The 26,596-nt window shown below is 70.1% G+C and carries 16 protein-coding genes; 7 read left to right on the top strand and 9 right to left on the bottom strand.

The annotated features are described in order from the left end of the window. Positions 1–68: 68 nt before the first annotated feature. The gene (gene argG, locus AC3IPY_RS18250; protein ID WP_489185695.1) at positions 69–1,496 is read right to left on the bottom strand and encodes an argininosuccinate synthase; all 1,428 of its coding nucleotides are present in this window, start codon (positions 1,494–1,496) and stop codon (positions 69–71) included. 94 nt (positions 1,497–1,590) lie between these two features. Between argG and AC3IPY_RS18245 the strand changes: the two genes are divergently transcribed. The 3 genes from AC3IPY_RS18245 to AC3IPY_RS18235 all read left to right on the top strand — a co-directional run bounded on the left by AC3IPY_RS18245 (position 1,591) and on the right by AC3IPY_RS18235 (position 14,699). Next, entirely contained in the window at positions 1,591–2,136 is a 546-nt protein-coding gene (locus AC3IPY_RS18245) for a DUF3151 family protein (RefSeq protein ID WP_489185694.1), read from the top strand. Between the two features lies 1 nt (position 2,137). Then, positions 2,138–3,424 carry an adenylosuccinate synthase gene (locus tag AC3IPY_RS18240; RefSeq protein WP_489185693.1) on the top strand — a complete coding sequence of 429 codons (1,287 nt, stop codon included), beginning with the start codon at positions 2,138–2,140 and terminating at the stop codon, positions 3,422–3,424. Positions 3,425–3,611: 187 nt separating this feature from the next. Beyond that, positions 3,612–14,699, top strand: coding sequence for a DUF5979 domain-containing protein (locus tag AC3IPY_RS18235; RefSeq protein WP_489185692.1), 11,088 nt, complete (start codon positions 3,612–3,614; stop codon positions 14,697–14,699). A gap of 86 nt (positions 14,700–14,785) precedes the next feature. Here AC3IPY_RS18235 and AC3IPY_RS18230 read toward each other — a convergent pair whose 3' ends face one another. Further along, complete coding sequence (locus tag AC3IPY_RS18230; protein WP_489185691.1) at positions 14,786–15,004, bottom strand: hypothetical protein; 219 nt, start codon at positions 15,002–15,004, stop codon at positions 14,786–14,788. A 193-nt stretch (positions 15,005–15,197) separates the two neighbouring features. Between AC3IPY_RS18230 and AC3IPY_RS18225 the strand changes: the two genes are divergently transcribed. After that, positions 15,198–15,836, top strand: coding sequence for a GNAT family N-acetyltransferase (locus tag AC3IPY_RS18225; protein ID WP_489185690.1), 639 nt, complete (start codon positions 15,198–15,200; stop codon positions 15,834–15,836). Beyond that, positions 15,833–17,026 (top strand): MFS transporter, encoded by a 1,194-nt coding sequence (locus AC3IPY_RS18220; RefSeq protein WP_489185689.1) that lies wholly within the window; start codon positions 15,833–15,835, stop codon positions 17,024–17,026. Before AC3IPY_RS18225 ends, AC3IPY_RS18220 begins: the two co-directional genes overlap by 4 nt. On the opposite strand, the gene AC3IPY_RS18215 is transcribed toward AC3IPY_RS18220, so the two are convergent. The 6 genes from AC3IPY_RS18215 to AC3IPY_RS18190 form a co-directional block, all read right to left on the bottom strand. Then, complete coding sequence (locus AC3IPY_RS18215; RefSeq protein WP_489185688.1) at positions 17,023–17,763, bottom strand: sulfite exporter TauE/SafE family protein; 741 nt, start codon at positions 17,761–17,763, stop codon at positions 17,023–17,025. The two genes, AC3IPY_RS18220 and AC3IPY_RS18215, sit on opposite strands and share 4 nt — an antisense overlap. A gap of 274 nt (positions 17,764–18,037) precedes the next feature. After that, complete coding sequence (locus AC3IPY_RS18210; RefSeq protein ID WP_489185687.1) at positions 18,038–19,522, bottom strand: HNH endonuclease signature motif containing protein; 1,485 nt, start codon at positions 19,520–19,522, stop codon at positions 18,038–18,040. A 244-nt stretch (positions 19,523–19,766) separates the two neighbouring features. Then, positions 19,767–21,248, bottom strand: a complete 1,482-nt coding sequence (locus AC3IPY_RS18205; RefSeq protein ID WP_489185686.1) for a sodium/solute symporter — start codon at positions 21,246–21,248, stop codon at positions 19,767–19,769. Then, positions 21,245–21,595, bottom strand: coding sequence for a DUF485 domain-containing protein (locus AC3IPY_RS18200; RefSeq protein WP_489185685.1), 351 nt, complete (start codon positions 21,593–21,595; stop codon positions 21,245–21,247). Before AC3IPY_RS18200 ends, AC3IPY_RS18205 begins: the two co-directional genes overlap by 4 nt. A gap of 197 nt (positions 21,596–21,792) precedes the next feature. Beyond that, entirely contained in the window at positions 21,793–22,539 is a 747-nt protein-coding gene (locus AC3IPY_RS18195) for a LytR/AlgR family response regulator transcription factor (protein ID WP_489185684.1), read from the bottom strand. Then, positions 22,536–23,837 carry a histidine kinase gene (locus AC3IPY_RS18190; RefSeq protein WP_489185683.1) on the bottom strand — a complete coding sequence of 434 codons (1,302 nt, stop codon included), beginning with the start codon at positions 23,835–23,837 and terminating at the stop codon, positions 22,536–22,538. Before AC3IPY_RS18190 ends, AC3IPY_RS18195 begins: the two co-directional genes overlap by 4 nt. Before the next feature lie 202 nt (positions 23,838–24,039). Between AC3IPY_RS18190 and AC3IPY_RS18185 the strand changes: the two genes are divergently transcribed. Together AC3IPY_RS18185 and AC3IPY_RS18180 are read left to right on the top strand one after the other, a co-directional pair. Further along, positions 24,040–24,405: a DUF485 domain-containing protein gene (locus AC3IPY_RS18185; RefSeq protein ID WP_489185682.1), complete on the top strand. Its 366-nt coding sequence runs from the start codon at positions 24,040–24,042 to the stop codon at positions 24,403–24,405. Further along, a complete protein-coding gene (locus tag AC3IPY_RS18180; RefSeq protein WP_489185681.1) occupies positions 24,402–26,051 on the top strand; it encodes a solute symporter family protein in 1,650 nt (549 codons plus the stop codon). The genes AC3IPY_RS18185 and AC3IPY_RS18180 overlap by 4 nt, the downstream gene beginning before the upstream one ends. Before the next feature lie 324 nt (positions 26,052–26,375). Here the strand turns inward: AC3IPY_RS18180 and AC3IPY_RS18175 are convergent, their stop codons facing one another. Beyond that, entirely contained in the window at positions 26,376–26,573 is a 198-nt protein-coding gene (locus AC3IPY_RS18175; protein ID WP_489185680.1) for a hypothetical protein, read from the bottom strand. Positions 26,574–26,596: the final 23 nt, after the last annotated feature.

The following is a 26,596-nucleotide window of genomic DNA, read 5'->3' as shown; positions in this document are numbered from 1 at the left end:
CGCCGGACGCGCGGAAGGGCGGATGCCGCGGCATCCGCCCTTCTCATGCGCTCGCGGTGTCGCCCCGCTCAGTCGGTGCCGAGGTCGAAGGCCGAGGCCTCGTTCGCGGCATCCGTCGCGGCCTCGAGGTCGGACTCGGCCGGCCCGGCGAGGATCGCCGCCGCATCGCCGACCGAGAGGTCGCCGACGAGCGCCGCGGTCGCGCCGCCCACGAGGTTCAGGTGGGCGTACTGCTCGAGGCGGGCGCGCGAGTCGGCGATGTCGAGGTTGCGCATGGTCAGCTGGCCGATGCGGTCTTCCGGGCCGAAGGCCTGGTCGCCGACGCGCTCCATCGAGAGCTTCTCGGGCTGGTAGCTGAGCGACGGGCCCGTCGTGTTCATGATCGTGTAGTCGTCGCCGCGGCGCAGGCGCAGCGTGACCTCGCCCGTGACGGCCGAGGCGACCCAGCGCACGATCGACTCGCGCAGCATGAGCGACTGCGGGTCGAGCCAGCGGCCCTCGTACATGAGCCGGCCGAGGCGACGGCCCTCGTTGTGGTAGTTCGCGATGGTGTCTTCGTTGTGGATCGCGTTGACCAGGCGCTCGTAGGCGATGTGCAGCAGCGCCATGCCCGGCGCCTCGTAGATGCCGCGCGACTTCGCCTCGATGATGCGGTTCTCGATCTGATCGCTCATGCCGAGTCCGTGGCGGCCGCCGATGGCGTTCGCCTCGAGCACGAGGGCGACCGCGTCGTCGAACTCCACGCCGTTGAGCGCGACCGGGCGGCCCTGCTCGAAGCGCACGGTGATGTCTTCGGTCGGGATCTCGACGCTCTCATCCCAGAACTTGACGCCCATGATCGGTTCGACCGTGGTGATGCCGGCGTCGAGTTCTTCGAGCACCTTCGCCTCGTGCGTGGCGCCCCAGATGTTCGCGTCGGTCGAGTACGCCTTCTCGGCGGAGGCGCGGTAGGGCAGGTCGCGCTGCTGCAGCCACTCGCTCATCTCGGCGCGGCCGCCGAGCTCGGTGACGAAGTCCGCGTCGAGCCAGGGCTTGTAGATGCGCAGGCGCGGGTTGGCCATGAGGCCGTAGCGGTAGAACCGCTCGATGTCGTTGCCCTTGTAGGTCGAGCCGTCGCCCCAGATGTCGACGCCGTCTTCGAGCATCGCGCGCACGAGCAGCGTGCCCGTGACCGCGCGGCCGAGGGGGGTCGTGTTGAAGTAGGCCTTGCCGCCGGAGCGGATGTGGAACGCGCCGCACTGCAGCGCGACGAGCCCCTCTTCGACGAGTGCGGCGCGGCAGTCGACGAGGCGCGAGATCTCGGCGCCGTACTCGATGGCGCGATCGGGCACGGCCTCGACGTCGGGCTCGTCGGGCTGGCCGAGGTCGGCTGTGTACGTGCAGGGGATCGCGCCCTTCTCACGCATCCACGCGACCGCGACCGAGGTGTCGAGGCCGCCGGAGAAGGCGATGCCGACGCGTTCGCCGACGGGCAGGCTGGAGAGGACTTTCGACATGCCCACCAGCCTACTTGGGGCGGATGCCGCGTGACGGCGTCACCCCGCGTCGTGACCGCCCGGGCGCCGAACCGGCGCCGCGATAAGGTTGAGTGTGACTGCAGACGAATCAGCATCTGAGCGCGAGGCCGGTCTCATCGACGAACCCGAGGTTCGCGAGGCGCTCGCCGCAGCCGATCGAGGGGGCGTCGCATCGGTCGTCTCCGAGCATCCGTCGTCGCCGCTGGCGTGGGCCGAGCTCGCCGATCACGCCGACTCCGAGGGCAACGCCATCGAGGCCTACGCCTATGCGAGCGTCGCCGTCGATCTCGCACAGGAGCAGCTCGCGGCATCCGGATGGCAGGCGGGCGAAGCCGTGCCCTGGTCCGACGAGCCGAACCGCGCCTACCTGCGCGCCCTCGACGCCAAGCGTCGCGCGGCGACCCAGCTCGGGCTCGACGCCCAGGTCGCGCGGCTCGCCGACGAGCTCTCGAGTGCCGACGCCGAGGCACCGGCGCGCATCGCGTCCGAGTACACGCCCACCCAGGTCATCACCATCGTGACGGCCGATCAGCTCCTCGAGCCGGTCGCCGCCACGGCAACAACCACCGGCGACCCCGTCGCCGAACCCGTCGCGCTCGACGCGGCAGGAGAGGACTGACATGCCCGCAGCCGTCCTGATCGGTGCACAGTGGGGCGACGAGGGAAAGGGCAAGGCGACCGACCTGCTCGGTCCGCGCCTCGACTACGTCGTCAAGTTCAACGGGGGCAACAACGCCGGGCACACGGTCGTCGTCGGCAGCGAGAAGTACGCGCTGCACCTGCTGCCCTCCGGCATCTTGACCCCCGGGGTCACGCCGGTCATCGGCAACGGCGTGGTCGTCGACGTCGAGGTGCTCTTCGAGGAGCTCGAGGCGCTCTCCAGCCGCGGGGTGGATGTCTCGCGCCTGCGCATCTCCGCCAACGCGCACCTCATCACGCAGTACCACCGCACGCTCGACAAGGTCACCGAGCGGTTCCTCGGCAAGCGCCAGATCGGCACCACCGGCCGTGGCATCGGCCCGGCCTACGCCGACAAGATCAACCGCGTGGGCCTGCGCATGCAAGACCTGTTCGACGAGAACATCCTGCGCCAGAAGGTCGAGGGCGCCCTCGACCAGAAGAACCACCTGCTCGTGAAGGTCTACAACCGTCGCGCCATCGGCGTCGACGAGGTCGTCGACGAGATGCTCGGCTACGTCGACCGGCTGCGCCCCATGGTCACCGACACGGCGCTGCTGCTGCACCAGGCGCTCGACCGCGACGAGACGGTGCTCTTCGAGGGCGGCCAGGCGACCATGCTCGACGTCGACCACGGCACGTACCCGTTCGTGACGTCGTCGAACGCCACGAGCGGCGGCGCCGTCACCGGTTCGGGCATCGCGCCCAACCGCATCGACCGCGTCATCGCCGTCATCAAGGCCTACACGACGCGCGTCGGCGCGGGCCCGTTCCCGACCGAGCTCTTCGACGAGTGGGGCGAATTCCTCAGCGACAAGGGGCACGAGTACGGCACCACGACGGGCCGTCGCCGCCGCACCGGCTGGTACGACGCCCCGATCGCCCGGTACTCCTCGCGCATCAACGGCGTCACCGACTTCGTGCTCACCAAGCTCGACGTGCTCACCGGCCTCGAGCGCATTCCCGTGGCCGTGGCCTACGACGTCGACGGGCAGCGCTTCGACGAGGTGCCCGTCTCGCAGTCCGACTTCCACCACGCGACGCCCATCTACGAGGAGTTCCCGGGCTGGAGCGAAGACATCACCGGCGCGCGCGAGTTCGGCGATCTGCCCGCGAACGCGCAGGCCTACGTGCGCGAGCTCGAGGCCATGAGCGGCTCGCGCATCTCGGCGATCGGCGTCGGCCCCGGCCGCGACGAGATCGTGCAGCTGCACGACCTGCTCGGCTGACGGGCGGCCCCTCGAACCACCCGATGTGCTCCGTCCGCACGGGTTCAGGGCCGATCGTTGCGCGGACGACGGCTGGGAACGCCCCTTCCGTCGCGCCGACCATCCCCGATAGTGTCGGGAACACGGGTGCTTCACCTACCGTGCGCCCGTGGCAGTCATTCGGCTGCGGGGGCTGGGGGAGCAGTAGATGTCGGTCGTTCGTCGGGTACTGGCTGGAATCGGCGCGGTCATTCTGACCGTGGGTCTTGCGACACCGGCGGCGCTGCCGGCGGCCGCCGCTCCGGATGACGCTGAGTTCACGACGTTCTCGAAGGTGGTCACTCCGCCCGACACGTCGCCGTATGCGCCGGGCGAGCAGTTCAGCTACACGATCAACCTCACCTGCAACAGCCAGATCGTGCAGGTCTGTCTCGGCGCGCAGGTGAACGACTCCTTGCCCGCCCCCCTGATCTTCGATCCATCGGTGCCGGAGCCGGTCGTCGTCTCGACCCCCGGGAGCACGGTCACGACCGATGGAAGCGACTTCACCGTGGGTTTCAACGAGAACGGCACGGAGGGCACCGGACTCATCACCGGCCAACAGGTGAGCATCACGGTGTATGTGCAGGTGCCACTGGACGCGAGCGCCGACTACAACGGTGCGATCACGAACACGGCGACCGCTTCGGCAGAGAACGCCCTGCCGAAGGATGCCGCGGCGACGGTCGACCTCGACATCCCCATCAACCTCGACTCGACCGTCGTGAAGACCGTCGACGATCACGTCGCCGACGGTCAGAGCGTCCCCTCGTTGCCCGATCAGCCCGTCGACTACACGATCGGCGGCGGCAACGCCTCCAACCAGTCGGTCGACGCGATCGTCGTGCAGGATCCGGCCGACGGCGTCGCAAGCCCATTCGACTCGTACCTCGACTTCACGGGCATCACCTCGATCACGCCGCCGCCGGGCGCCGACCAGGTGCAGATCGAGTACCTCGACGCCGACGGCAACTGGGTCGTCGCGTACCCGACCGGCCCGATCCCGACCGACTTCACGGACATTCCCGACGTCGATCCGCTGTCCGACGTCAAGGGCCTGAGGTTCACGTTCACGTCCTCCACCGGACGCATCCCGCCGACGCCGCCGGGTGAGGAGGGCACGATCGATATCTCGTCGCAGACGAACGACAGCGTGCTCGACATCCCGCTCGGGCAGTCCGTGAACGTGCCGAACACCGCGTCGTCCAACGTCGTGGTCGATGACGTGCCGACCGATGCGAACACCGCCGACGGCGATGTCGTGATCAGCAACACGGGCCCGACGGTCGATGTCGAGAAGAGCTTCGCCGACCCGACGCTGCTCGCGGGCGAATCGACGACCGCCACGATCAACTCCACGAACGGTCCGAGGCCGGTGACCTCGATGACGATCGACGAGCCGACGCCCGGGTCGCCGACCCTCGCCGATCAGGGCCTGACCTTCGACGGCTTCGGTGACATCGCATGGCCGCAGAACGCCACCGGCGCATCCGTGACCTACACGTACGCCGACGGCACCAGCGAGACCCTCGACACCACGACGCCCGACACGCTCCCCGATCCGACGGGCGATGTCGTGGGCTTTTCGGTGACCTTCACGGGCCCGATCCTGCCGAACTCGACGGCGGAGCTGCCATTCGACGTGACCGCGCAGGCGGTCGACGGGCAGTTCGACGTCGTCAGCCCCAACGACACGACCTCGACCGTCACGGATTCGACCGGGCAGACCGGTTTCGACGACGACTCCGCCGACCTGACCCGGCAGCCGGTGCGCGTCTCGACGGTGATCGACAAGAACATCGTGCGCAGCGACGTCTGGGACATTCCCGGAAGCTCCACCAACGTCACGTTCCTGGCGTCCGTCAACGACGAGGGCGAGAACGCCTCGACCGTCGGCGCCGACACCTTCGTGATCAGCGACCCCGCCGACCCGCAGCCCGGCGACCCGCCGTCGCTGTTCTGGAACACCTTCAACCTCTCGCAGGTCACCGTGGGCGTGCCCGCGAACGCCGATCTCACGATCGAGTACTGGGACGGCGAGCAGTGGCAGACGCTCGAGGGCCCGATCGAGGGGGCGTCGCCGAACACGACGTACCCGATCGACCCCGCCCTCGCCGACGACATCGAGGGCATCCGCTTCGTCTACACGCCGAAGGAGGGCGAGACCCTCCCGCCGGGCTTCCAGGTCGCCCCGACGATCTCGGTCGTCACCCGCGACCAGTTCCGCGACGGCTCGGGCAGCGTGCAGGAGGCCGCCGAGGCACAGGACCCGCTCGTCGTGAACAACACGGCGTCGTCGACCGTCACCAATCCCGACGACACCTCCCCTGAAGACAACACGGCGACCGATGGCGACACGATCAACGTCAACCCCATCGACGACGGCGAGGGCGTGGACCTCGTCGAGAAGGCGTGGCTCGACGACACCGTCAACGCCTTCAGCGACGACCAGCGCACGGCCCGCATCTCGTGGGCGACCCAGGGGGTGCCGTTCGACACGGTCGCCATCACCGACGACCCGACGTCCGGAGACGACTTCTCGAACATCGGCGCCTCGGTCTTCGATGCATGGAACCTCGCGGCGATCGATGAGATCAATGCCGACCTCGATCCGCAGATGCAGTACGACCGCATCTCGGCCGTCGAGCTCTACGACGACACGGTCGACGCCTGGGTCGACATCACCGCCGTGGTCTGCGGCGCGGCCGACACCACCGGAACCGCGTGCGACGGCGGGTTCCCGCGGTACGAGCTGAACGAGGACCAGCAGGCGTCGACGCGCGCCGTGCGCCTCACCTACGCCGAGGGCTCCCACCGCGGTGCGGGTTCGGGCCCGGCGGTCGGCAGCGGGGTCGCGGCATCCGACGACTTCGACCGCAACGTCGACCTGACCTTCCAGCTCCGGCAGACCAAGCGCAGCGACGGCGGGCCGGTGGTCGGGAGCCTGCACGAAGAGCCCTACAACTCGGGCATGAACGGCGTGGTCACGAACACGGTCGAGGTCGCCGGCGACGGCCCGGTGCCGATCACCAGCGAGGATTCGGACGACATCACGATCCTCGACACCGTGATCAACACGTCGGTGACCAAGGCATTCGATCAGGACAGCCTGCCGATTCCGCCCGAGAGCGCCGATCAGGTGGACTATCCGCTCGTCTCGGCCACCATGACGGCCGTCAACCAGACCGAGGCGAACGTCGAAGTGCTCCGCCTCGACGACCCGGCCGCGACGCCGACCCCGCCGACTCCGCCGCCGGCCGAGACGACGACGTACACCTACCTCAACCTGTACAGCATCGACGTGATCAGCGTGCCGGCCGCGGCGACGGTGTCGACCGTCACGCTCACCCGTGACGGCGGTGGCACCGACGAGTACACCATCGCCGAGGCGCTCGCGCTGACCTCCGACGAGCTGGAGGACGTCATCGGGTTCAGCGTCGTGCACACCGATCCCGACGGCGTCTCGATCGAGAGCGAGGAGACGACCTCCGTCAAGCTCACGTACCAGCTGCGCGAGTTCCTGCGCGATCAGCCCGGAGTGCGGCCGACGATCGACGACACGGTGAACAACGTCGCGTCCGCGGGTGCGTCGCGACCCGGCGGCGATCCCGAGCTCGACGAGGCGTATGCGACCGCCGACGACGGGTTGACGTTTGCCGACGCGACGTACGACGTGCTCGCGGGCAAGAGCATCGACCCGGCCTCGCGGTATGAAGACGAATCGCCCGACGGCTACACGATCACCCTCGGCGGCCAGCCCACGGGCAATGTTCGCACGACCCAGTTGACCCTCACCGACGACGCCACGACCTTCTGGAACGCGTTCGAGTTCGCCTCCTTCCCGGCGACGACGCTGCCGTCGGGCATCGGCCAGCTCCGCGTCTCCGCGCTCGTCGGCGTCGAGTACGCGTACGACGCGGGCACGAACACGCTCAGCCAGACCTGCGACGGCGACACCGACCTCACCGAGTGCTGGGTCGTCGGCGACTGGCAGGATGCCGCGTCCAACGTGGTGACGCCGGTGCTGCCGTCCGGGGTCGGCGACCCGGGTGACGTGCGCGGTCTTCGGTTCGACGTCCGCCGCGACGCCGCGGGGTCGAACTGGGAGTCGCCGCGCAATCCGATCGTCTCGGTGAAGTTCGTGGCCGACCGGCTGGAGAACCTGCACCTCGGCCCGAACGGCGAGGTCGACAGCTCCCCCGTACCGTCCACGCTCCCGGGGCTCGAGACGGCTCCAGGAGAGACCGTGCAGGGCACTACGAGCGACACCGTCGACGTGCACGGCATCGGTTCGTGGGAGAACCCCGACGGCGCGACGTGGGAGGCCGACGCGAGTGCCGGCGACGACACGCAGTTGCTGCACCGGGTGAACGCGATCAAGGTCGAGAAGTCGCCGGGCAACGGCTCGGGCGGGGGCGCTTCGCAGCAGTTCCCGCCGGCCGCCGCGATCCCGTACGCGATGCGCGTCACGAACACGGGCCAGTGGGCGATGACCGGGCTCGAGCTGACCGACCAGGTCGCCACGGATGCCTCAGGCTCGTTGCTCGTCGCGGCTCCCGAGGCCGACCCCGTGTTCGAGTTCGCCCTGACGGATTCGGCCGGCAACGCACTGCCGGTCGACGGCTTCACCGGCGAACTCGACGAGACCACGGGCGTCGTGACCATCACGGTTCCCGACGGCTTCGTGTTCAACCCCGGCGACGTGCTCGTGATCCAGGCGCACCTCATCTTCCGTCCGGGCCTGCCGCCCGGAACGCCGGTCGGCAACACGATCGGCGCGACGAGCGACCGTGACTTCGAGACCTGCGAGTACACCTCGAACAACGTCGCGGCGCCGAACACCGAGAACGTCTCGGACTGCGCGGCGGATACCACGGTCACTCCGGCCGCTGCAGCTCCGATCGGCATCACGAAGTCGGTCAAGGGCATGGGCGCGGGCGTGCCGGGGGTCGACCCCACCGATCCCAACTTCGACGATCTCGGCGTGCTGAACACCGCGGCGAACCCGTCGGCGGCGAACTGCGCGACGCCGAACGCCGGCGGCGGCTACTACGTCAACCAGTGCGTGCCGATCACCCGCCCCGGCGGCATCGAGCAGTGGCGGCTGACCTTCACCAACCGCGGCAACATTCCGGCCGACGCGATCGGCGGCATCGACGTGCTGCCGGCCGTCGGCGACACGGGTGTCGTCGTCGGCTCGCCGCGCGGGTCGCAGTGGGCTCCGGTCTTCATCGGCAACCTCGGGGTGCGCGACAGCATCGAGTTCGCGGTGCCGTACTACATGACGACGGTGCCCAACCAGGCCTGCAATGCAGCCGACATCCAGTACAGCACGCTCGGCACCCCCATTCCCGAGAGCGATCCCTGCTTCGCGGATGTCTCGACCCGAGCGTGGATCCCATTCGGTCCGGCCACCCCGAAGGACCAGCTGGCGCAGGCCCGCGCGCTGAAGATGGTCGTGACCTACTCGCCGGGCGACGGCTTGGCGCCTGGCGCGAGCGGTGAGGTCACCTTCCAGACCCAGACGCCCGGCTACGTTCCCGACGCCTTCGACGGCGGCCTGCCCATCGCGTGGAACTCGGTCGCCGCAGGATCGCGCTCCACGTTCGAGGGCGTCCAGACGTATCAGGGTCCGGTCGAGCCGGTCCGTGCCGGCGTCGCGTACCCCACGGGCGTGGTGCAGCTGCAGAAGTCGCAGGTGGCGCCCGACAGCTGGCCGTTCCCGCTGCCCGACTCGTACGAGTTCGACGTGCAGTGCGAGTCGGTCGGTGAAGACGTCGACCTCGTCGACACCGCCGGTGACCCAGTGTCGCCCGCGACCGTGCCGGCCGACGGCTCGCTTGTGCAGATCGGCCCCGAGACCAACCTGCCGCTGTTCGGCAGTTGCACGGTCTCCGAGCTCTTCGCGCAGGGTTCGACGGTCACGTACGACCCCGAGGGAACCGGCGATCGGTCGGGCGAGGTCATCGCGACCCGTGATCTCACCGGTCGCACGGACATCCACCACCCGTTCCCGCCCGATCCGGTCGACGAGGTGACGCTGCAGGTCACGAACACCTACCAGATCGGCGGGTTCTCGATCACGAAGGAGGTCGAGCGCAGCACCCCGGTCGATCAGGACGGAAACGCGATCGAGTTCGACCCAACGTTCGAGTTCACCGCCCAGTGCCTGTGGCTCGGTGAAGACGTCGTGCCCGAGGCCGACCGCACCTTCACGCTCACCGAGGGCGAGACGAAGGACTTCGCTCCGCTGCCGGTCGGCGCGGACTGCACCGTGACCGAGACGGATGCCGCGGGTGCGACGACGAGCACGATCGTGGTCACCGAAGACGGCGTGGCGGGCGACCCCGTCGAGGACTCCGTCGACTTCACGATCCTGCCCGACGAGGAGGACGGCACCCACCTGACTGCCCTCGCCGTCACCAACACCTACACGGTCGGCGCCATCGCCATCACGAAGGACGTCACCGGCGCGGGCGCAGACGCCTGGGCGCCCGAGTCGTTCACCGTGCAGGTCGTCTGCGAGTGGGATCAGGCCACGACCAATCCGGTCTACGACGACACCTTCGAGATCGTCGACGGCCAGACCGTGACGATCCCGAACCTGCCCACCGGGGCATCCTGCGAGGTCACCGAGACCGATGACGGCGGTGCGACCCAGACGATCGTCACGCCCGACCCGATCGTCGTGAACGACACCGACACCGAGGTCGAACCGCCGACCGTCGCCGTGCCGGTCTCGCTCGTGAACGACTTCCGCGTGGGCGGGTTCCAGGTCGAGAAGACGATCGCCGGCCCCGGAGTCGGGTTCAGCGAGGACGTGCTCTTCGTCTTCGCCTACACCTGCACGAACGAGGACATCGACCTCGGCGACGCGGGCTCGGGCGAGCTGTCGATCACCGGCGACGGCACCGCCGGTCCGCTCGTGTCGGATCCGGTGACGGGCCTGCCGGTCGGCACCGAGTGCGTCATCACCGAGACGAACGACGGTGGCGCCGACATCACGCCGCCGCCGGTGACCGTGACGATCCCCGACGAGGCCGACGGCGTCGCCCAGGTCGGCACGGCCGCGCTCGAGAACCGCTACAGCGCGGGCACGATCGCCGTGACGAAGGTCGTCGACGGCGAGGCATCCGAGATTCCCGAGATCGCGGGCGCGACCTACACCGTGCACGTGACCTGCGCGCTCACCGAAGACGGCGACCCGCTGTTCGACGGCGACGTCGAGGTGATCGGCGGTGAGACGACGACCGTGCTCGACCCCGAGACGGGCGAGCCGCTGCTGCTGCCGGGCGACACGCATTGCTGGGGTGAGGAGACGGATGCCGCGGGCGCGACCGATTCGTCGGTCGACTTCGACTCGTTCGACAACGCGGCGATCGTCATCCCGACCGAGACGGACGACACGCAGGCGCTCGAGATCACCGCGACGAACACGTTCGACTACGGCGAGCTCGTGGTCGAGAAGGCGCTCGACGGCAACCCCGACCACGCGGCGGGCGTGACGTTCACGATCCTCGTGACGTGCACGTTCGACCGCGGCGACGGCAACGACCCGGTCGTGATCTACGACCAGGAGCCCGTCACGATCGAGGGCGGCCAGTCGGCGACGCTCGATGACATCCCGGTCGGCTCCGACTGCTACGCCGAGGAGCCCGACGGGCAGGGCGCGTACGACATCACGATCAGCGCGACGGCCGACAACCCGATCGAGGTCACCGGCCTCGACGAGGACCCGGTCACGATCACGGTGACGAACGACTTCCCCGACGCCGGCTTCGTCGTGACGAAGGACGTCGAGACGGATGCCGTCGACCAGGACGACCAGCCCATCCAGTACGAGACCGAGTTCTCGTTCACCGCGACCTGCGAGTTCCAGGGCGATACCGTGCTCGACGAGTCGTTCGTGTTGACCGACGAGGGCGAGCAGGCCTTCGACGGACTTCCGGCCGGCAGCGAGTGCACCGTCACCGAGGAGCCGTCCGATGGGGCCACGGCCTCGATCGTGCTCACGCAGGGCGACGTCGAGACCGATCTCGGCGAGGCATCCGATGCGACCTTCACACTCCTGCCGAACTCCGAGGGCGCGACCGTGACGACGGTTGCGGTGACGAACGCGTTCACGGTCGGCGGGCTCGCGATCACGAAGTCCGTGACCGGCGCCGGCGCCGAGGACTGGGCGCCCGAGGACTTCGAGCTGCGGCTGGTCTGCACGCTCGACGCGGCCGACCCCGACACGATCTACGACGACACGTTTACGATCTCCGACGGCGAGGTCTGGAACGTCGGCAACCTGCCGACCGGCGCCGACTGCACGGTCTCCGAGACGGACGACGGCGGGGCCACGCAGGTCTCGTTCGACCCGAGCGCTGAAACCGTGATCGGCGACACCAGCAATGGTGACGAGCCCATCGCGATCACGGTCGTCAACGACTTCCGGGTCGGCGGCTTCCAGATCCAGAAGAACATCACCGGCCCCGGCACCGAGTTCACCGACGGCGTCGACTTCGTCTTCGACTACACCTGCACCTACCAGGACGAGATCGTCGGCGAGGGCACGCTCACCATCACGGGTGACGGCACGGCCGGCCCGCTCGTCTCCGAGGCGGTCACGGGCCTGCCGGTCGGCAGCTCCTGCGAGGTCGTCGAGGAGAACGACGGCGGGGCGGATGCCACGCCCGATCCGGTCACGGTGGAGATCCTCGACGTGGACGACCAGGGCGCGCCCCAGGTCATCGACGTGGACTTCGTGAACCCGTTCAGCGCGGGCACGATCTCGGTGACGAAGGATCTCGACGGCACGGGGGCGGAGATCCCCGAGGTCATCGACGCGACGTACACCGTGCACGTGACCTGTGCGCTCACCGCCGACGGCGAACCGCTGTTTGACGGCGACGTCGAGGTGACCGGTGGCGAGACCGTCACGGTGCTCGATCCCGACACCGGCGAGCCGCTGCTGCTGCCGCTGGGCACGCACTGCTGGGGCGAGGAGACGGACGACGCCGGGGCGACCGCGTCGTCGGTGGACTTCGACTCGTTCGAGAACTCGGTGATCGTCGTGGCATCCGACAGCGACGACCCGCAGGCGCTCGAGATCACGGCGACGAACACGTTCGACCTGAGCAATGTCTCGATCGAGAAGGAGCTCGACGGCAACCCCGACCACGCCGAGGGCGTGACCTTCGAGATCCTCGTGACGTGCACGCTCGACCGCGGAGCGGGCAACCCGCCGATCGTGATCTACGACCAGGAGCCGGTCGAGTTGCAGGGCGGCGAGGTCATCACGCTCTACTCGGTTCCCGTCGGCACCGAATGCTGGGCCGAGGAGCCCGACGGTCAGGGTGCCTACGACATCGTGATCAGCGCCACGGAGGACGACCCGATCGTGGTCGGCCCCGAAGGCGGGACTCCGGCCACGATCACCGTGACGAACGTGTTCCCCGACGCCGGGTTCACCGTGACGAAGGACGTCGACAACGGCGGAGCCGAGAACGCGGGCGGCGACCCGATCGAGTACGACACGGTGTTCTCGTTCACGGCGACCTGCGAGTTCCAGGGCGAGACCGTGCTCGACGAGTCGTTCGAGCTCAGCGACGGCGACGAGCAGACCTATGACACGTTGCCCGCGGGCAGCGAGTGCACCGTCACCGAGACCGACCAGGGCGGGGCGTCGACGTCGATCGTGCTCACGCAGGACGGCGAGGAGACCGACCTCGGCGAGGCATCCGAGGCCACCTTCACGCTGCTCCCCGACGCGGAGGGCGCCGTCGTGACCACCGTCGCGGTGACCAACGCGTTCACCGTCGGATCGGTCGCCATCACGAAGGACGTGACCGGCACCGGGGCGGATGCGTGGGGCGGCACGTTCGGCGACTTCGAGGTGCGGCTCCTCTGCACGCTCCCCGCAGCCGACCCCAACGTCGTCTACGTCGACACGCACGTGCTCACGAAGGATGCACCGGGCGACGTGTGGGTCGTCGAGAACCTCCCGACCGGGGCATCCTGCACCGTGACCGAGATCGACGACGGCGAGGCGACCGAGTCGACCGTGACGCCGGACACCGATCCGACGTTCGTCGTCGGCGACGACGAGGCCGACGAGCCGGCACAGGTGACCGTGACCAACGACTTCCGCACTGGGGCGCTGAACGTGCTGAAGGCGGTCGCCGGGCCGGGCGTGCCGGTGTTCTCGAACGGGCCGTTCGTCTTCGGCGTGGTCTGCACCTACGCCGACCAGACGGTCGTCGACCAGGAACTCGTCGTGACCGGTGACGGCACCGACGGGCCGTTCCTGAGCGAGACGATCACCGGCATCCCGGTCGGCGCCGTCTGCGTCGTCACCGAGACCGATGACGCCAACGCCGATCGCACACCGCCGCCGGTCACGGTGACGATCACCGACCAGGAGGAGGACGGCGTCGAGACGGTCGTCACGGCGGGCTTCCTCAACGTCTTCTCGCTCGGCACGATCGAGATCACGAAGGACGTCGACGGGTCGGCGGCCGACGAGGCGTACGTGCTCGACGCGGTCTTCACGGTTCAGGTCACCTGCCAGCTCGACGTCGCCGGCACGCTCGTGACCGTCTTCGACGGCCCGGTGCAGGTCACGGCCGGTGAGACGGTCACGGTCCTGCAGGACGACGGAGACCCGGTGAAGCTCCCGTACCGCACGCACTGCTTCGGTGCGGAGACGGATGTCGCGGGCGCGACCGCCAGCACGATCGACTTCGACTCGTACGACAACGCCGCGATCATCGACATCGAGGACGAGCCGCAGACGCTGAACATCACCGCGACGAACACCTTCGAGGAGGGCTCGGTCGCCCTCGAGAAGACGGTGAGCGGCGCGACCGATCAGGCGAACGGCAAGACGTTCGTGATCGCCGTGACCTGCACGCTCGACCGTGGCGAGGGCAACGACCCGTACGTCGCGTTCGATGCCGAGCCGGTGCAGATCACGGCGGGCGAGACGGTGACGCTCACCGACCTGCCGATCGGCACCGAGTGCTGGGCGGTCGAGACCGACGCCGGCGGTGCGGTCGCGGTCACCGTGAGTGCGACCGAGGACACCCCGGTCGTGGTCGGCGCCGACGAGACGGTGAAGATCACGGTCGACAACGAGTTCGCGCCGGCACCGCCGGCGACCGGCGTCGACGGCGCGCTGGTGCTCGCCTGGATCGCGGCCGCCGGCGTGCTCGTCGCGATCGGGGCCGGGTTCCTGCTCGTCGCCTGGCGCCGCCGTCGCCGCGAGGTGTAGCGACCGCCACGGCGCGGATCGCGTGAACGAGACGACGCCCCGTCCGGATCATCCGGGCGGGGCGTCGTTCGTCGATCGGCCGGCCGCTATTGGTTGCCGACGGCCTTGTCGATGTTGGCCTTCACGTCGTCGACCGTGCCGTGGTGCTCCTTCGGAGCGACCTTCTTCACGGCTTCGCCGACGCCGTCGAGCAGCTTGTCGCTGATGTCCTCGGCCTGCTCGCTCTTGAGCACCTCCTGGATCTTGTCCTTGTTCTGCTCGATGAAATCGCCCGCCTGCTTCGCGAGGTCGTCGAATCCGGCCATGTCGTTCCCCCTGTTCCGGCGTCATCGCCGTCTGTTCCGGCGTGATCGCCGTCGCGACCAGCCTACGCATCCGCCTCGGGGGAGGGTAGGGTGCGTGGCCGGGCCGGGCCGGGCCGGGCTGGGCCGGGCCGTTGCTCGGGGTCCGCGCCGACGTGTGCACGAGGCATCCGATCGCCCGTGCCAGACTCGACGGGTGACCGCCCGTCTCCCGCCCGCCGAGCCGCTCATCGGCCGCTTCATCCGCCTCACGCCGTTCCAGTCCGCGGATGTCTCGGACCTCGCCGTCGCCCTGCGTCGGCCCGAGGTGTTCGCCGGAGGGTACGGCGGCGGTCCGGCGGGCCTGCCCGGCGACGACGCCGAGTTCGAGCGATTCGCCCTGCGGTACTACTCGGGCGCAGCCGACGCCCTGCCGTGGACGGTTCGCCTGCACGGGGGAGCGCATGACGGCCGCGTCGTGGGTGCCACGAAGCTCGGCGACCTCGATCTGCCGAACGAGTCGGGGCATATCGGCTGGACCGGGTACGACCCGCGCGTGTGGGGCGCGGGCGTGAACGTCGAGGCGAAGCTGCTGCTGCTCGGGCTCGCCTTCGACCACGGGTTCGGCCGGGTCAAGCTGCAGGCCGACAACCTCAACGAACGCTCCCGCGCGGCGATCCTGCGGCTCGGGGCGCAGTTCGAGGGCATCGCGCGCCGCGACAAGCGCCGTGCCGACGGCAGCTGGCGCGACAGCGCGATCTACTCGATCGTCATCGACGAGTGGCCCACGGTGCGCGCCGGTCTCGAGGCGCGCCTCGCCGCCCGGCGGGACGCGCCGATCGAATTCGCCCCGTGACCGCGGTCTCCCAACCGACGCTCACGCGCGTTCGCTGGGGCGTCGGAATCCTGTTCTTCATCAACGCGGTGGCGTTCGCCTCGGTCGTGCCCCGGTACGTGAACTTCCGCGAGGCGTTCTCGATCGACAACGCCGTGCTCGGGCTTGTCATCGCCGCGGGCCCGGTCGGGGCATTGGCGGCGGGCCTCATCGCGGGGCGGCTCGTGCGCGGCATCGGCTCGGCTCCTGCAGCCGTCGCGTCCTCCGCGCTGCTCGGCGTCAACCTCGTCGTGATGTCGTTCGCGTCCGATGCCTGGTCGCTCGCGATCCTGCTGTTCACCGCAGGGGTGCTCGACTCCACCGGCGACATCGCGAACAACGCGCACGGCCTGGGGGTGCAACGCGCGATGGGGCGCTCGGTGATCAGCGGGCTGCACGGCATCTGGAGCATCGGCGCGATCGCGGGGGGCGTGGCGGCGACGATCGCCGCGGCGAGCGGCGTCGCCGTGAGCCTGCAGTTCCAGGTCACGGGCGTCGTCATCGCTCTCGCCTCGGTCGCGATCGCCCCTCTGCTCCGGATGCCGCGTGCCGATGCATCCTCGGAGGCCGAGTCGTCTCGTGGGGCGTCGGTGCGATTCGCGTTGCGACCCTTCCTCGTCATCCTGTGGATCGGCATCGCCGGGGCGATGCTCGAGGACACCGTGTCGACGTGGGGCGGCATCTACCTCGTCGACATCGTCGGCGTCGCCGAGGCCAATTCCGGCATCTCCTTCATCGTCTTCATGGTCGCGCTGACCACGGGGCGGCTGCTCGGCGATGGCGCGGTCGACCGGTTCGGCGCCAGGCGGGTCCTCGCGGCGGGAGCGGTGTCCGCGGCCGCGGGAATGCTCCTTGCGATCGCCGTCGCGACGCTCTGGGCCTCCCTGATCGGGTTCAGCCTGGTCGGGCTCGGCATCGCCACCATGATCCCCCTGGCGATGCACGCCGCCGACGAGGCCCCCGGCCTTCGTGCCGGCGCGGGACTCACGATCGCCTCGGTCGTGACGCGTGTCGGACTCATGGCGCCGCCGGTCATCGGTGCCCTCGCGGACGCCACCTCGTTGCGCGTCGCATTGCTCATCGCCCCGGTCGTGGCGCTGTCCGTGGCGCTGTTCGCCGTGCGCATGAAGGACGCCTCGAACGACCGCGACGCGGCCTCCGTGCGTGACTAACCCCAGACCTCGAGGGCGCCGTCGATGAGCGCAGCCGCCCCGCCGAGGTAGGCGATGGCGATCACGGCCATGCGCGCCATGTGGTGCGGAATGCGCCGGTGCAGCACTTCGCCGATGACGAGTCCGCCGAGGAGGGCGCCGACGACGATCGGCCAGGCTCCGGGTTGCAGTTCGGGGATCACCCACCCGGTCTGCGCGAGCTTGAGCACGAGCGATGCCGTGCCGATCGCGACGAAGTACGGTTGCGCGGTCGCGGCGAAGCCGGCCTGCGACCACCTCGTGGCGACCGCGTAGACGCTGAGCGCTGGGCCGCCGACCCCGGCGGCCGCGTTCATGACGCCCGAGGCTCCGCCGGCGACGACCGCCGGCGGCCATCCGTGGGCCGTGTGCTCGGCGCCGGTCACGACCAGCGTGACCGTGAGCGCCGCGATGACGAGGGCGCCGATCACGACCTGCAGCGGAGCACCGGGCACGTGGGCGGCGATGTACGCCCCGACGGCGGTGCCCACGAGCGCGGGCGCGACGAGCAGCAGGAATCGGCGCCATTCGATGAACCGCCACACCCTGGGCAGGATGATGAGCGAGGAGACGACCGCGCAGAGGTTCACGACGATGACGCCGTCGAACGGGCCGAGCAAGATGACGAGCGCCGGCGACGCGACGAGCGCGAATCCCATGCCGGTGACCCGCTGTGCGAAGGCGCCCACGAGCACGGAGAGGGCGACGGCGACAAGCACCGGGGAAGTCTAGTCGCGCGCTTCTCAGCGCCGAACTCGGTCGCTGCACCGCATACCCGCGCTCACCCAGGGGTATCCGCCGTCCGGCCTGGCCTCAGAGCCGCTCGCGGCTGCCTCAGCGCTCGCTGGTTCAGCAATCGAGGCGGCACCTGCGATCGAGCCAGCCTCGGATCGTCGCGCATTCGGGCGGCGCGAGCACATGTGCTGGGTGTCGGTGCATTCGGCCGAGTCCGCAGTCGAGCCGTCTTCCGCACGCCAGCCGTCTCGCTTGCGGTCAGGCTGACGCGCGTTCGGGTGGCTCGTAGCGTTCGTCGGGGCGGTTGCGGAGGTCGTTGCGGCGGTCGTTGAATCGGTCGTTGCGGCGGTCGTCGAGTCGGTCGTCGAGGAGGTTGGCGAGTCGGGTGGGTGAGGTCGTCGCGGTGCGCCAGGTGGCGTCGGGGTCGAGCCATGCGGGTGGGCGGATCTCGGGGACGCCGTGACGCATGCGGATCTTCCAGCCTGAGGTGTCGATGCTGCGGTGGTGGAACCAGCAGAGCATGACGCCGTTGTCGGTGTGGGTGGGGCCGCCGTCGGTGTCGGGGATGACGTGGTGGATCTCGCACCACGCTGCGGGGACGGTGCAGCCGGGGATGAGGCATCCGCCGTCGCGGAGGGTGATCGCGCGGCGTTGGTGCGGGGTGAAGCAGCGTTCGGGTGAGCCGAGGGCGAGGATGCGGCCGGCCTCGTCGAGTGTGACGGTCTGGATGCCGCCGGTGCAGATCATGTGTCGTGCGGCGCGGAGCGAGATGGGCAGCGGGATGCCGTCGGCGTGCGCTGCGCCGTGGGAGGTTTCGAGGTCGGAGGCGCGGACGCTGACGAGCACGGTCGGGGGTGCGCCGCCGATGGTGGGGTGTTCGCCGGAGCGGGCGGCGGTGTCGATGATCGCCGCGAGTACGTCGTGGCGTTGCTGCTCGGGGGTGCGGGTCTCGGCCTGGACGGCGAGTTGGGCGCGCTCGGTGTCGGTGAGGAACCCGCCGCCGCTGCGGGGGGAGAGGTGCGCGTCGAGGAGGCGGGTCAGTTTCGCGGCGACTTCGGGGAGCAGGTCGCCGGTCACGGTGACCAGGCCGTCGCGGGCCCGCCCGAGACGGAACCCGCGCCGGCGCATCGCGCGTTCGTCGTCGGGTTCTGGGCCGTCTTGGTCGAGGAAGGCCGCCCACGCCCGCGCCTGCACCGCCACCTCGTCGGCCGTGCACCGCACCGGCGCGCCATCACCGGCACCGAGTGCTTGCGCGACGAGTTCTCGTTCGGCGACCTCGAGCCGTGCCGGGTCGGCGACCGTGCGGGTGCGGCCGAGCTCGCGGATGATCGTGACCGCGGCATCGACACCGATCTCACCCGCGGTGAGGGCGGCCGCGACCTGCGGGTGCGGGGCCGGTGTGGGCTGCCCGGTCAGGCCGGTGCCCGCCCGGGTCGCCGACCCGACCGTGATGCGTCGCCGTGCTTCGGCGCCGGCGACCTGGGTGACGCGTTCGAGCAGTTCTGCCGCGGAGCGGCACCCCCGGCGGGCGGAGAGTCGTTGCCCGCCGAGCTCAGTGCGGGAGCGTTCGGCGACCTCACCGGCGAAGACCGCACGATGCGCGTCGAGCAGACGCCCGACCCGTTCGAGCGCACCCGTCGCGAGGAGGAGCTCGTCATCGCCCAGGCCGCGCGCTGCCGAGGGTTCGAGCGCGGCGGCGAGGGCCGAGCGAACCTGCTCGAGCGCGTCTTGGATGCCTGCCATACCATCAACCCTGCCATCACCCACCGACATTCAACATGACACGAAACCCTCCTTCAACAGGGCTTTTCACCCCGACTCGTCCTCCACAGGCGGGCCGAGCAGGAAGTTCTCCACATGCCCGCCCGAACGCGAGCGAATGCGACGAGCGAGCGCACCGGGGTAGCGCGCACTCGTCGCATTCGCTCGCGTTCACCGAACCTGCAACGCCGGCCACGAGGCATCCGCCCCTCGAAGCCGTGACCGCTCAGGCGGGCGGCACCACCCGACCGACCGGCTCGGGCGCGTGCAGTCGCGTGAAGAACGCATCGACGCCGCGCGGCCGCCGGCGCCGATCGGCCCGCGAGGTGAGCACGGTGACGAGCAGTGCCAGCGGCACGGTCCACGCGGCCGGCTGTTCGAGGAACGGGCGGATGCCGGGCGCCGACGCCGAGATGACGCCGCCGCCGAGGATCGCGACGCCCGACAGCACGGCCCCCGTGAGCATGCCGGCGATCGCGCCGCGTGCGGTGAGGCCGCGCCACCAGATGCCGAGGAGCAGCATCGGGCAGAGCGTCGATGCCGTGAACGCGAACACCAGCCCGACGCTTCCGGCGAGCCCGGTCGAGTCGGTCGCGAGGGCGACGATCAGCGGCACGAACGAGGAGGCGATCGCGGCGATGCGGAATCCGCGCACGCTTCCGCCCAGCAGGTCTTGGCTGATGACGCCCGCGAGGGAGACGACGAGCCCCGACGAGGTCGACAGGAACGCCGCGAACGCGCCGGCGATGACGAGGGCGGTGAGCAGGTCGCCCATCCAGCCCGGCACGAGCCGGTCGGGCAGCACGAGCACGAGCGCGTCGGCGTCGCCGGTGCCCACGAGGTCCGGTGCGAACGCACGGCCGAGGAAGCCCAGGATCGTCGGGAACAGGTAGAACACCGAGAGCAGCATGAGCACGAGCACGGTCGTGCGCCGGGCGGCGGCGCCGTCGGGGTTCGTGTAGAACCGCACGAGCACATGCGGCAGCCCGAGCGTGCCGAAGAGCAGCGCCACCATGAGCGAGACGGTGCGGAAGACGTCCTGATCGCCCGGCCCGGCCGAGGCCGGGAACGCCTGCACCGGCGGCAGTGCCGGCTCCACGCCGCCCACGAAGATGAGCAGCACCACGGCCGGCACGGCGACGGCCGTGAGTTTCAGCCAGAACTGGAACGCCTGCACGAACGTGATCGAGCGCATGCCGCCGGCGGCCACGACGACCGAGACGATGACGGCGACCGCGAGGGAACCCGCCCACGACGGAAGGCCCGTCGTGATGCGCACCGCGAGGGCCGCGCCCTGCAGCTGCGGCACGATGTAGAACCACCCGATGACGATCACGAGCGTGCTGGTCACGAGCCGGGCCGCCCGCGACTCGAGGCGCGCCTCGGTGAAGTCGGGGATCGTGTACGCGCCCGAGCGCCGCAGCGGCGCCGCCACGAAGAGCAGCAGCATGAGGTATCCGGCGGTGTACCCGATCGGGAACCACAGCCCCGAGGAGCCGTTCGTGAGGATGAGCCCCGCGATGCCGAGGAAGCTCGCCGCCGAGAGGTACTCGCCGCCGATCGCCGACGCGTTCCACCAGGGCCGCACGGTGCGCGAGGCCACGTAGAAGTCGCTCGTGGTGCGCGAGACGCGCAGCCCGTAGAACCCGATCAACGCGGAGGCGAGTGCGACCGCGGCGATCGCGGCGTAGCTGATCGCGGCGTTCACGGCGCCTCCGTGAGCGCCCGGTACCTGGCCTCGTTGCGCGCGGCGGCGCGCGCGTAGAGCACGCCGACCGTGATCGCGAGCGGGTACACGCCCACCGCGAGCAGCAGCCACGAGAGCGGCACGCCCCACACGAACGTCTCCTCGAGCACCGGCGTCAGCGCGATCGCGAGCACGAACACGGCCGTCGCACCCACGAATCCGAGCGCGTACGTCACGCCGAGCCGCAGTTGCGAACGGATGAGCGACCGCACGTACACGCTCGCCGGCTCGCTCGACGCGCCCTCGCGGGCGGGCAGTGACCGAGCGGATGCCGCGACTCCGCCGGTCCTCGGAGCGGTGACGCGCACCCGCGCCCGCGGGGCTTCGGTCGGTCGCGTAGGGCGCGCAGCGCCCGTATCGAGGCCTTCACCCGCCTCCGGGGTCTCGATACGGTCCTTCGGGCCCGCGCGACCGCCGGCATCCGTCGACCGTGGCCCGTCAGGCCGTGTCGTGGCATCCGTCGACGGTGGTTCCTCCGGTCGGCCCGAGGCATCCGCTCGATCGCTCATGGGCGGGGTCGCAGGGTCGCCGATTCGAGGCGTTCGCGCAGGGCGGGCAGCAGGCGGCGGCTGACCGGGAGCTCGGCGCCCGCGACCGTGACGCTCGGTCGGTCGGCGCCCAGACGGATGCGCGAGAGGTGCGCGAGCGAGACGAGGTAGGAGCGGTGCACGCGCACGAAGCCGGCGTCGGCCCACTGGCGCTCGAGGTCGGCCATGGGCACGCGCACGAGATAGCTCGCCTCTTCGGTGTGCAGCCTCGCGTAGTCGCCCTGCGCCTGCACGTAGCGCACCTCGTCGCGTCGGATCATGCGCGTCGTGGAGCCGAGCGTGACGGCGATCATCTCGGGCGCGGTCACCGTGGGCACCGGGCCGGTGCGCGCCGACGGCGTCTTCATCGCCTCGACGATGCGACCCACCGAGCGCTGCAGCCGCTCGGTGCGCACGGGCTTCAGGAGGTAGTCGACGGCAGCGAGGTCGAAGGCCTCGAGCGCGCCCTCTTCATCGGCGGTCACGAAGACGAGGGCCGGGCGGTGCTCGAACCTCTGCAGCGCGCGTGCGAGGTCGAAGCCGTTCAGGCCCGGCATGTGGATGTCGAGGAAGGCCGCGTCGACCGGTTCGCGGGTCAGCAGGCGGATGGCCTCGGAACCCGACGAGGCCTGGTGCACCGTGCCGATGCGCGGATCCTGCGAGAGCAGGAACGCGAGCTCGTCGATCGCGGGCTGTTCGTCGTCGGCGATGAGCACGGAGATCATCGGCTCGGGCTCCCGTCTCTGGTGATGGCCGGTCCCGAGGTCGGGCCGGCGTTCGGGTTGGGTCCGGGGTGCGCCTTCGGCACCCGCATGCGCACGAGCGTGCCCGCGCCGAGGTTCGTCTCGACCACGAGGCCGTGCTCGTCGCCGTAGACCTGCCGCAGTCTGGCGTCGACGTTACGGAGCCCCACGTGCTCGCCCGTCGCGGCGCCGGCGAGCACCTCCTCGAGCACCACGGGGTCGATGCCCACGCCGTCGTCCTCGACCGTGATCTCGGCGAAGGCCCCGGAGTCGGCCGCGGTGATCGTGATGCGCCCACCGCCCTCCTTCGACTCGAGGCCGTGGCGCACGGCGTTCTCGACGAGCGGCTGGATGGAGAGGAACGGCACGACCGTCGACAGCACCTCGGGCGCGACCTGCAGCGTGACCGTCAGCCGGGCGCCGAATCGGGCGCGCTCGAGCTCGAGGTAGCTGTCGATCGAGCGCAGCTCTTCGGCCACCGTGGTGAAGTCGCCGTGCCGGCGGAACGAGTAGCGGGTGAAGTCGGCGAACTCGAGCACGAGATCGCGGGCCTTCGCCGGGTCGGTGTTGATGAACGACGCGATCGCGTTGAGCGCGTTGTAGATAAAATGCGGGCTGATCTGCGCGCGCAGGGCGCGCACCTCGGCCTCGGCGAGCGCCGCACGCGAGGCGTCGAGTTCGCCGAGCTCGACCTGCGACGCGACCCACGAGGCGACCTCGCCCGTGGCGCGGATGAGGCCTGCCCGCACGGGTGCCGAGAATGCGACGATCGCTCCGACCGGGCGCCCGTCGGCGAGGATCGGCGCGGCGACGGCGTCGGTCTCGTGCGTCTCGTGCGATCCCCGCGCACCGCGCGACCCGTGCGCCCCGTGCGCCCCGCGCGACCCGTGCGCGCCGTGCGCCCCGATCGCGAGCCGGCGCTGCACCTGCGGCTTTCCCGTGGAGCAGGCCGTCTCGGCGAGTTCGGCCGCGATGCGGCGCACGGCCTCGTCGCCCTCGACCGTGACGTGGCCCGCGAGGTCGACGATCGCCAGGCTCTCGCAGCCGAGCAGCGCCCGCAGAGAGCGGCCGGCGCGGGCGGCATCGACCCCGTCGAGCCCGCCGCGAACATGCTTCGCGGCGCGGCTGGCGAGGTGCAGCGTCTGGTACGTCGCCTGCTCGGCGTCGGTGCCGAGTTCGCGCTGCGAGAGCACGAGCCGGCGCAGCAGAAGAACGACCCCGAGCGCGAGCGCGCCCGCGACGACGCCTGCGGCGGCGGCGAGCAGCATCGACTCGGGCATGCTCGAAAGCGTAGCCGTCGTCCGTCGACGCCTTCCAACCGTTCGTCGCAGGATGCACGCCGTTCAGCGACGACGAACGGCGAACCCCGCACGCCCCGCCTGTCGCGCGGCAGCATGGGCGCACTGTCCGTGTGCGAGCGAAGCATCCGGACAGCGGGCGCGGACCATCCCCCGTGCCGGACCCCCTCGAAGGAGAGACGCCATGGGCAACGACGCCCTGAGCGCGGAGACGACGCAACCCGACGTCGATTTCACCGCGGTGCAAGCATCACCCCGATTCCAAGAGCTGCGCGGCCGCCACCGCAGGTTCGTGTTCCCCGTGCTCGCCGCGTGCCTGCTCTGGTACCTCGCGTACGTGCTGCTGGCCATCTACGCGCACGACTTCATGTCGACGCGTGTCTGGGGCAGCGTGAACCTCGCGATGGTGCTCGGCCTGCTGCAGGTCGTCACGACCTTCGCCGTGACCATGTGGTACGTCAGCTACGCCAACCGCCGCCTCGACCCGATCGCGGCCGAGATCCGCGACGAGATCGAGTCCGGCGTCGACACCGAGGCGGTGGCCCGATGAGCGCCGTGCAGACCGTGCACGCCGTGCACACCGCCGTCGTCGCCGAGGCGGCATCGTCCTCGCCGGGTGAGCCCTGGCTCAACATCGCGATCTTCGGCGCGTTCGTCGCGATCACGATGGTCATCGTGTTCCGCGCGAGCCGCAACAACAAGACGGCGGCCGACTACTACGCGGCCGGACGCTCGTTCACCGGCGGCCAGAACGGATCGGCCATCGCGGGCGACTACCTGTCGGCGGCATCCTTCCTCGGCATCGTCGGCGCGATCGCGATCACGGGCTACGACGGGTTCCTCTACTCGATCGGCTTCCTCGTCGCCTGGCTCGTGGCGCTGCTGCTCGTGGCCGAGCTGCTGCGCAACACCGGCCGCTACACGATGGCCGACGTGCTCTCGTTCCGCCTGAAGCAGCGCCCCGTGCGCATCGCCGCGGCGATCACGACGCTCGTGGTCTGCTTCTTCTACCTGCTCGCGCAGATGGCGGGCGCCGGCGGACTCGTGTCGCTGCTGCTCGGCATCGGCGACACGCTCGGACAGTCGCTCGTCATCACCGTGGTCGGCGCGCTCATGATCCTGTACGTGCTCATCGGCGGCATGAAGGGCACCACCTGGGTGCAGATCATCAAGGCGATCCTGCTCATCGCGGGCGCGGGCGTCATGACGGTCTGGGTCCTCGCGATGTACGGCTTCAACTTCAGCAGCCTGCTCGACAGCGCGGTCGAGGTGGCGGGCAACCCCGCGATCCTCGACCCGGGCCTGAAGTACGGCGTCTCGGATGTCTCGAAGATCGACTTCGTCTCACTGGGCCTCGCCCTCGTGCTCGGCACCGCGGCCCTGCCGCATGTGCTCATGCGCTTCTACACGGTGCCCACCGCGAAGGAGGCCCGCAAGTCGGTCGTCTGGGCGATCTGGCTCATCGGCATCTTCTACGTGTTCACCCTCGTGCTCGGCTACGGCGCTGCGGCGCTCGTCGGCCCGTCGGTCATCGCCGAAGCGCCCGGCGGCGCGAACTCGGCGGCCCCGCTGCTCGCCTTCGCGCTCGGCGGACCGTTCCTGCTCGGCCTCATCTCGGCGATCGCCTTCGCGACGATCCTCGCGGTCGTGGCCGGCCTCACGATCACCGCTGCCGCCTCGTTCGCGCACGACATCTACGCGAGCGTCATCAAGAAGGGCAAGGCCGCCCCCGGCGCCGAGGTGAAGGTCGCCCGTCGCACGGTGGTCGTCATCGGCATCGTCGCGATCCTCGGCGGCATCGGGGCGAACGGCCAGAATGTGGCGTTCCTCGTGGCGCTGGCCTTCGCGGTCGCGGCGTCGGCGAACCTGCCGACGATCATCTACTCGCTCTTCTGGAAGCGCTTCACGACGAAGGGCGCCCTCTGGAGCATGTACGGCGGCCTCATCTCGGCGATCGTGCTCATCATCTTCTCGCCGGTGGTCTCGGGTTCCGAGGCGTCGATGCTGAAGACGGCGGACATCAACTTCGCGTTCTTCCCGCTCTCGAACCCGGGCATCATCTCGATCCCGCTCGCGTTCCTGCTCGGCTGGATCGTGACGTTGCTCGACAAGACGGTCGAGAGCCCCGAGAAGCAGTCCGAGATGGAGGTGCGTTCGCTGACCGGCGTGGGGGCCGAGAAGGCGACCCAGCACTAGAGACCCGGCCGGCGGTCGGGGGACCGCCGGCCGACCAGGGTTCCGGTGACGAGGCGGGGGGACGCCCCGTCACCGGGGCGAAGCTTCGACGCGGCGGGAATGCCTGCCCATGCCGCGTCGAACGAACAGGCGGGGCGGATGTCGCGACCGATCGGTCGCGGCATCCGCCCCGTTTCTCGTGCTCGGCGGTCGGCTGGCCGGGCCGAGATTCGCCGGTCGCCGACGCGCGATGCAGGAAGAATCCGAACTACGGCGGCGTGTCGTGCCGTTCGCCCACGGCGTGTCGCCCGGAATTCCTGCATCCGGGAGACGCGCGTCGCGTTGCTACGGTCGCGCGCGGCGCCGGCGGGCGATGCCCCAGCCGAGCAGGGCCACGCCGAAGACCGCGACGATCGGGCCGACGATCGCCCAGAGCGTCACCCCACTCATCGCCGATCCGGGCAGGATGCCGACGCCCTGCAGTGTCCAGACCGCGCCGGCCAGTGTCAGCAGACCGCCGACGACGATGAGCGCCCAGTTCATGGATCCGCCTTTCTGCGAGGCAT

The organism is Agromyces sp. GL_144 (genome assembly GCF_057834305.1).
Note: the sequence above shows the minus strand (reverse complement) of the source record. Positions and strands in the feature narration are given on the sequence as shown.

Coding starts and splice junctions, on each gene's coding strand:
- argG (WP_489185695.1), bottom strand. CDS start 1,496: ATGTCGAAAGTCCTCTCCAGCCTGCCCGTCGGCGAACGCGTCGGCATC.
- AC3IPY_RS18240 (WP_489185693.1), top strand. CDS start 2,138: ATGCCCGCAGCCGTCCTGATCGGTGCACAGTGGGGCGACGAGGGAAAG.
- AC3IPY_RS18235 (WP_489185692.1), top strand. CDS start 3,612: ATGTCGGTCGTTCGTCGGGTACTGGCTGGAATCGGCGCGGTCATTCTG.
- AC3IPY_RS18230 (WP_489185691.1), bottom strand. CDS start 15,004: ATGGCCGGATTCGACGACCTCGCGAAGCAGGCGGGCGATTTCATCGAG.
- AC3IPY_RS18210 (WP_489185687.1), bottom strand. CDS start 19,522: ATGGCAGGCATCCAAGACGCGCTCGAGCAGGTTCGCTCGGCCCTCGCC.
- AC3IPY_RS18195 (WP_489185684.1), bottom strand. CDS start 22,539: ATGATCTCCGTGCTCATCGCCGACGACGAACAGCCCGCGATCGACGAG.
- AC3IPY_RS18190 (WP_489185683.1), bottom strand. CDS start 23,837: ATGCCCGAGTCGATGCTGCTCGCCGCCGCCGCAGGCGTCGTCGCGGGC.
- AC3IPY_RS18185 (WP_489185682.1), top strand. CDS start 24,040: ATGGGCAACGACGCCCTGAGCGCGGAGACGACGCAACCCGACGTCGAT.
- AC3IPY_RS18180 (WP_489185681.1), top strand. CDS start 24,402: ATGAGCGCCGTGCAGACCGTGCACGCCGTGCACACCGCCGTCGTCGCC.
- AC3IPY_RS18175 (WP_489185680.1), bottom strand. CDS start 26,573: ATGAACTGGGCGCTCATCGTCGTCGGCGGTCTGCTGACACTGGCCGGC.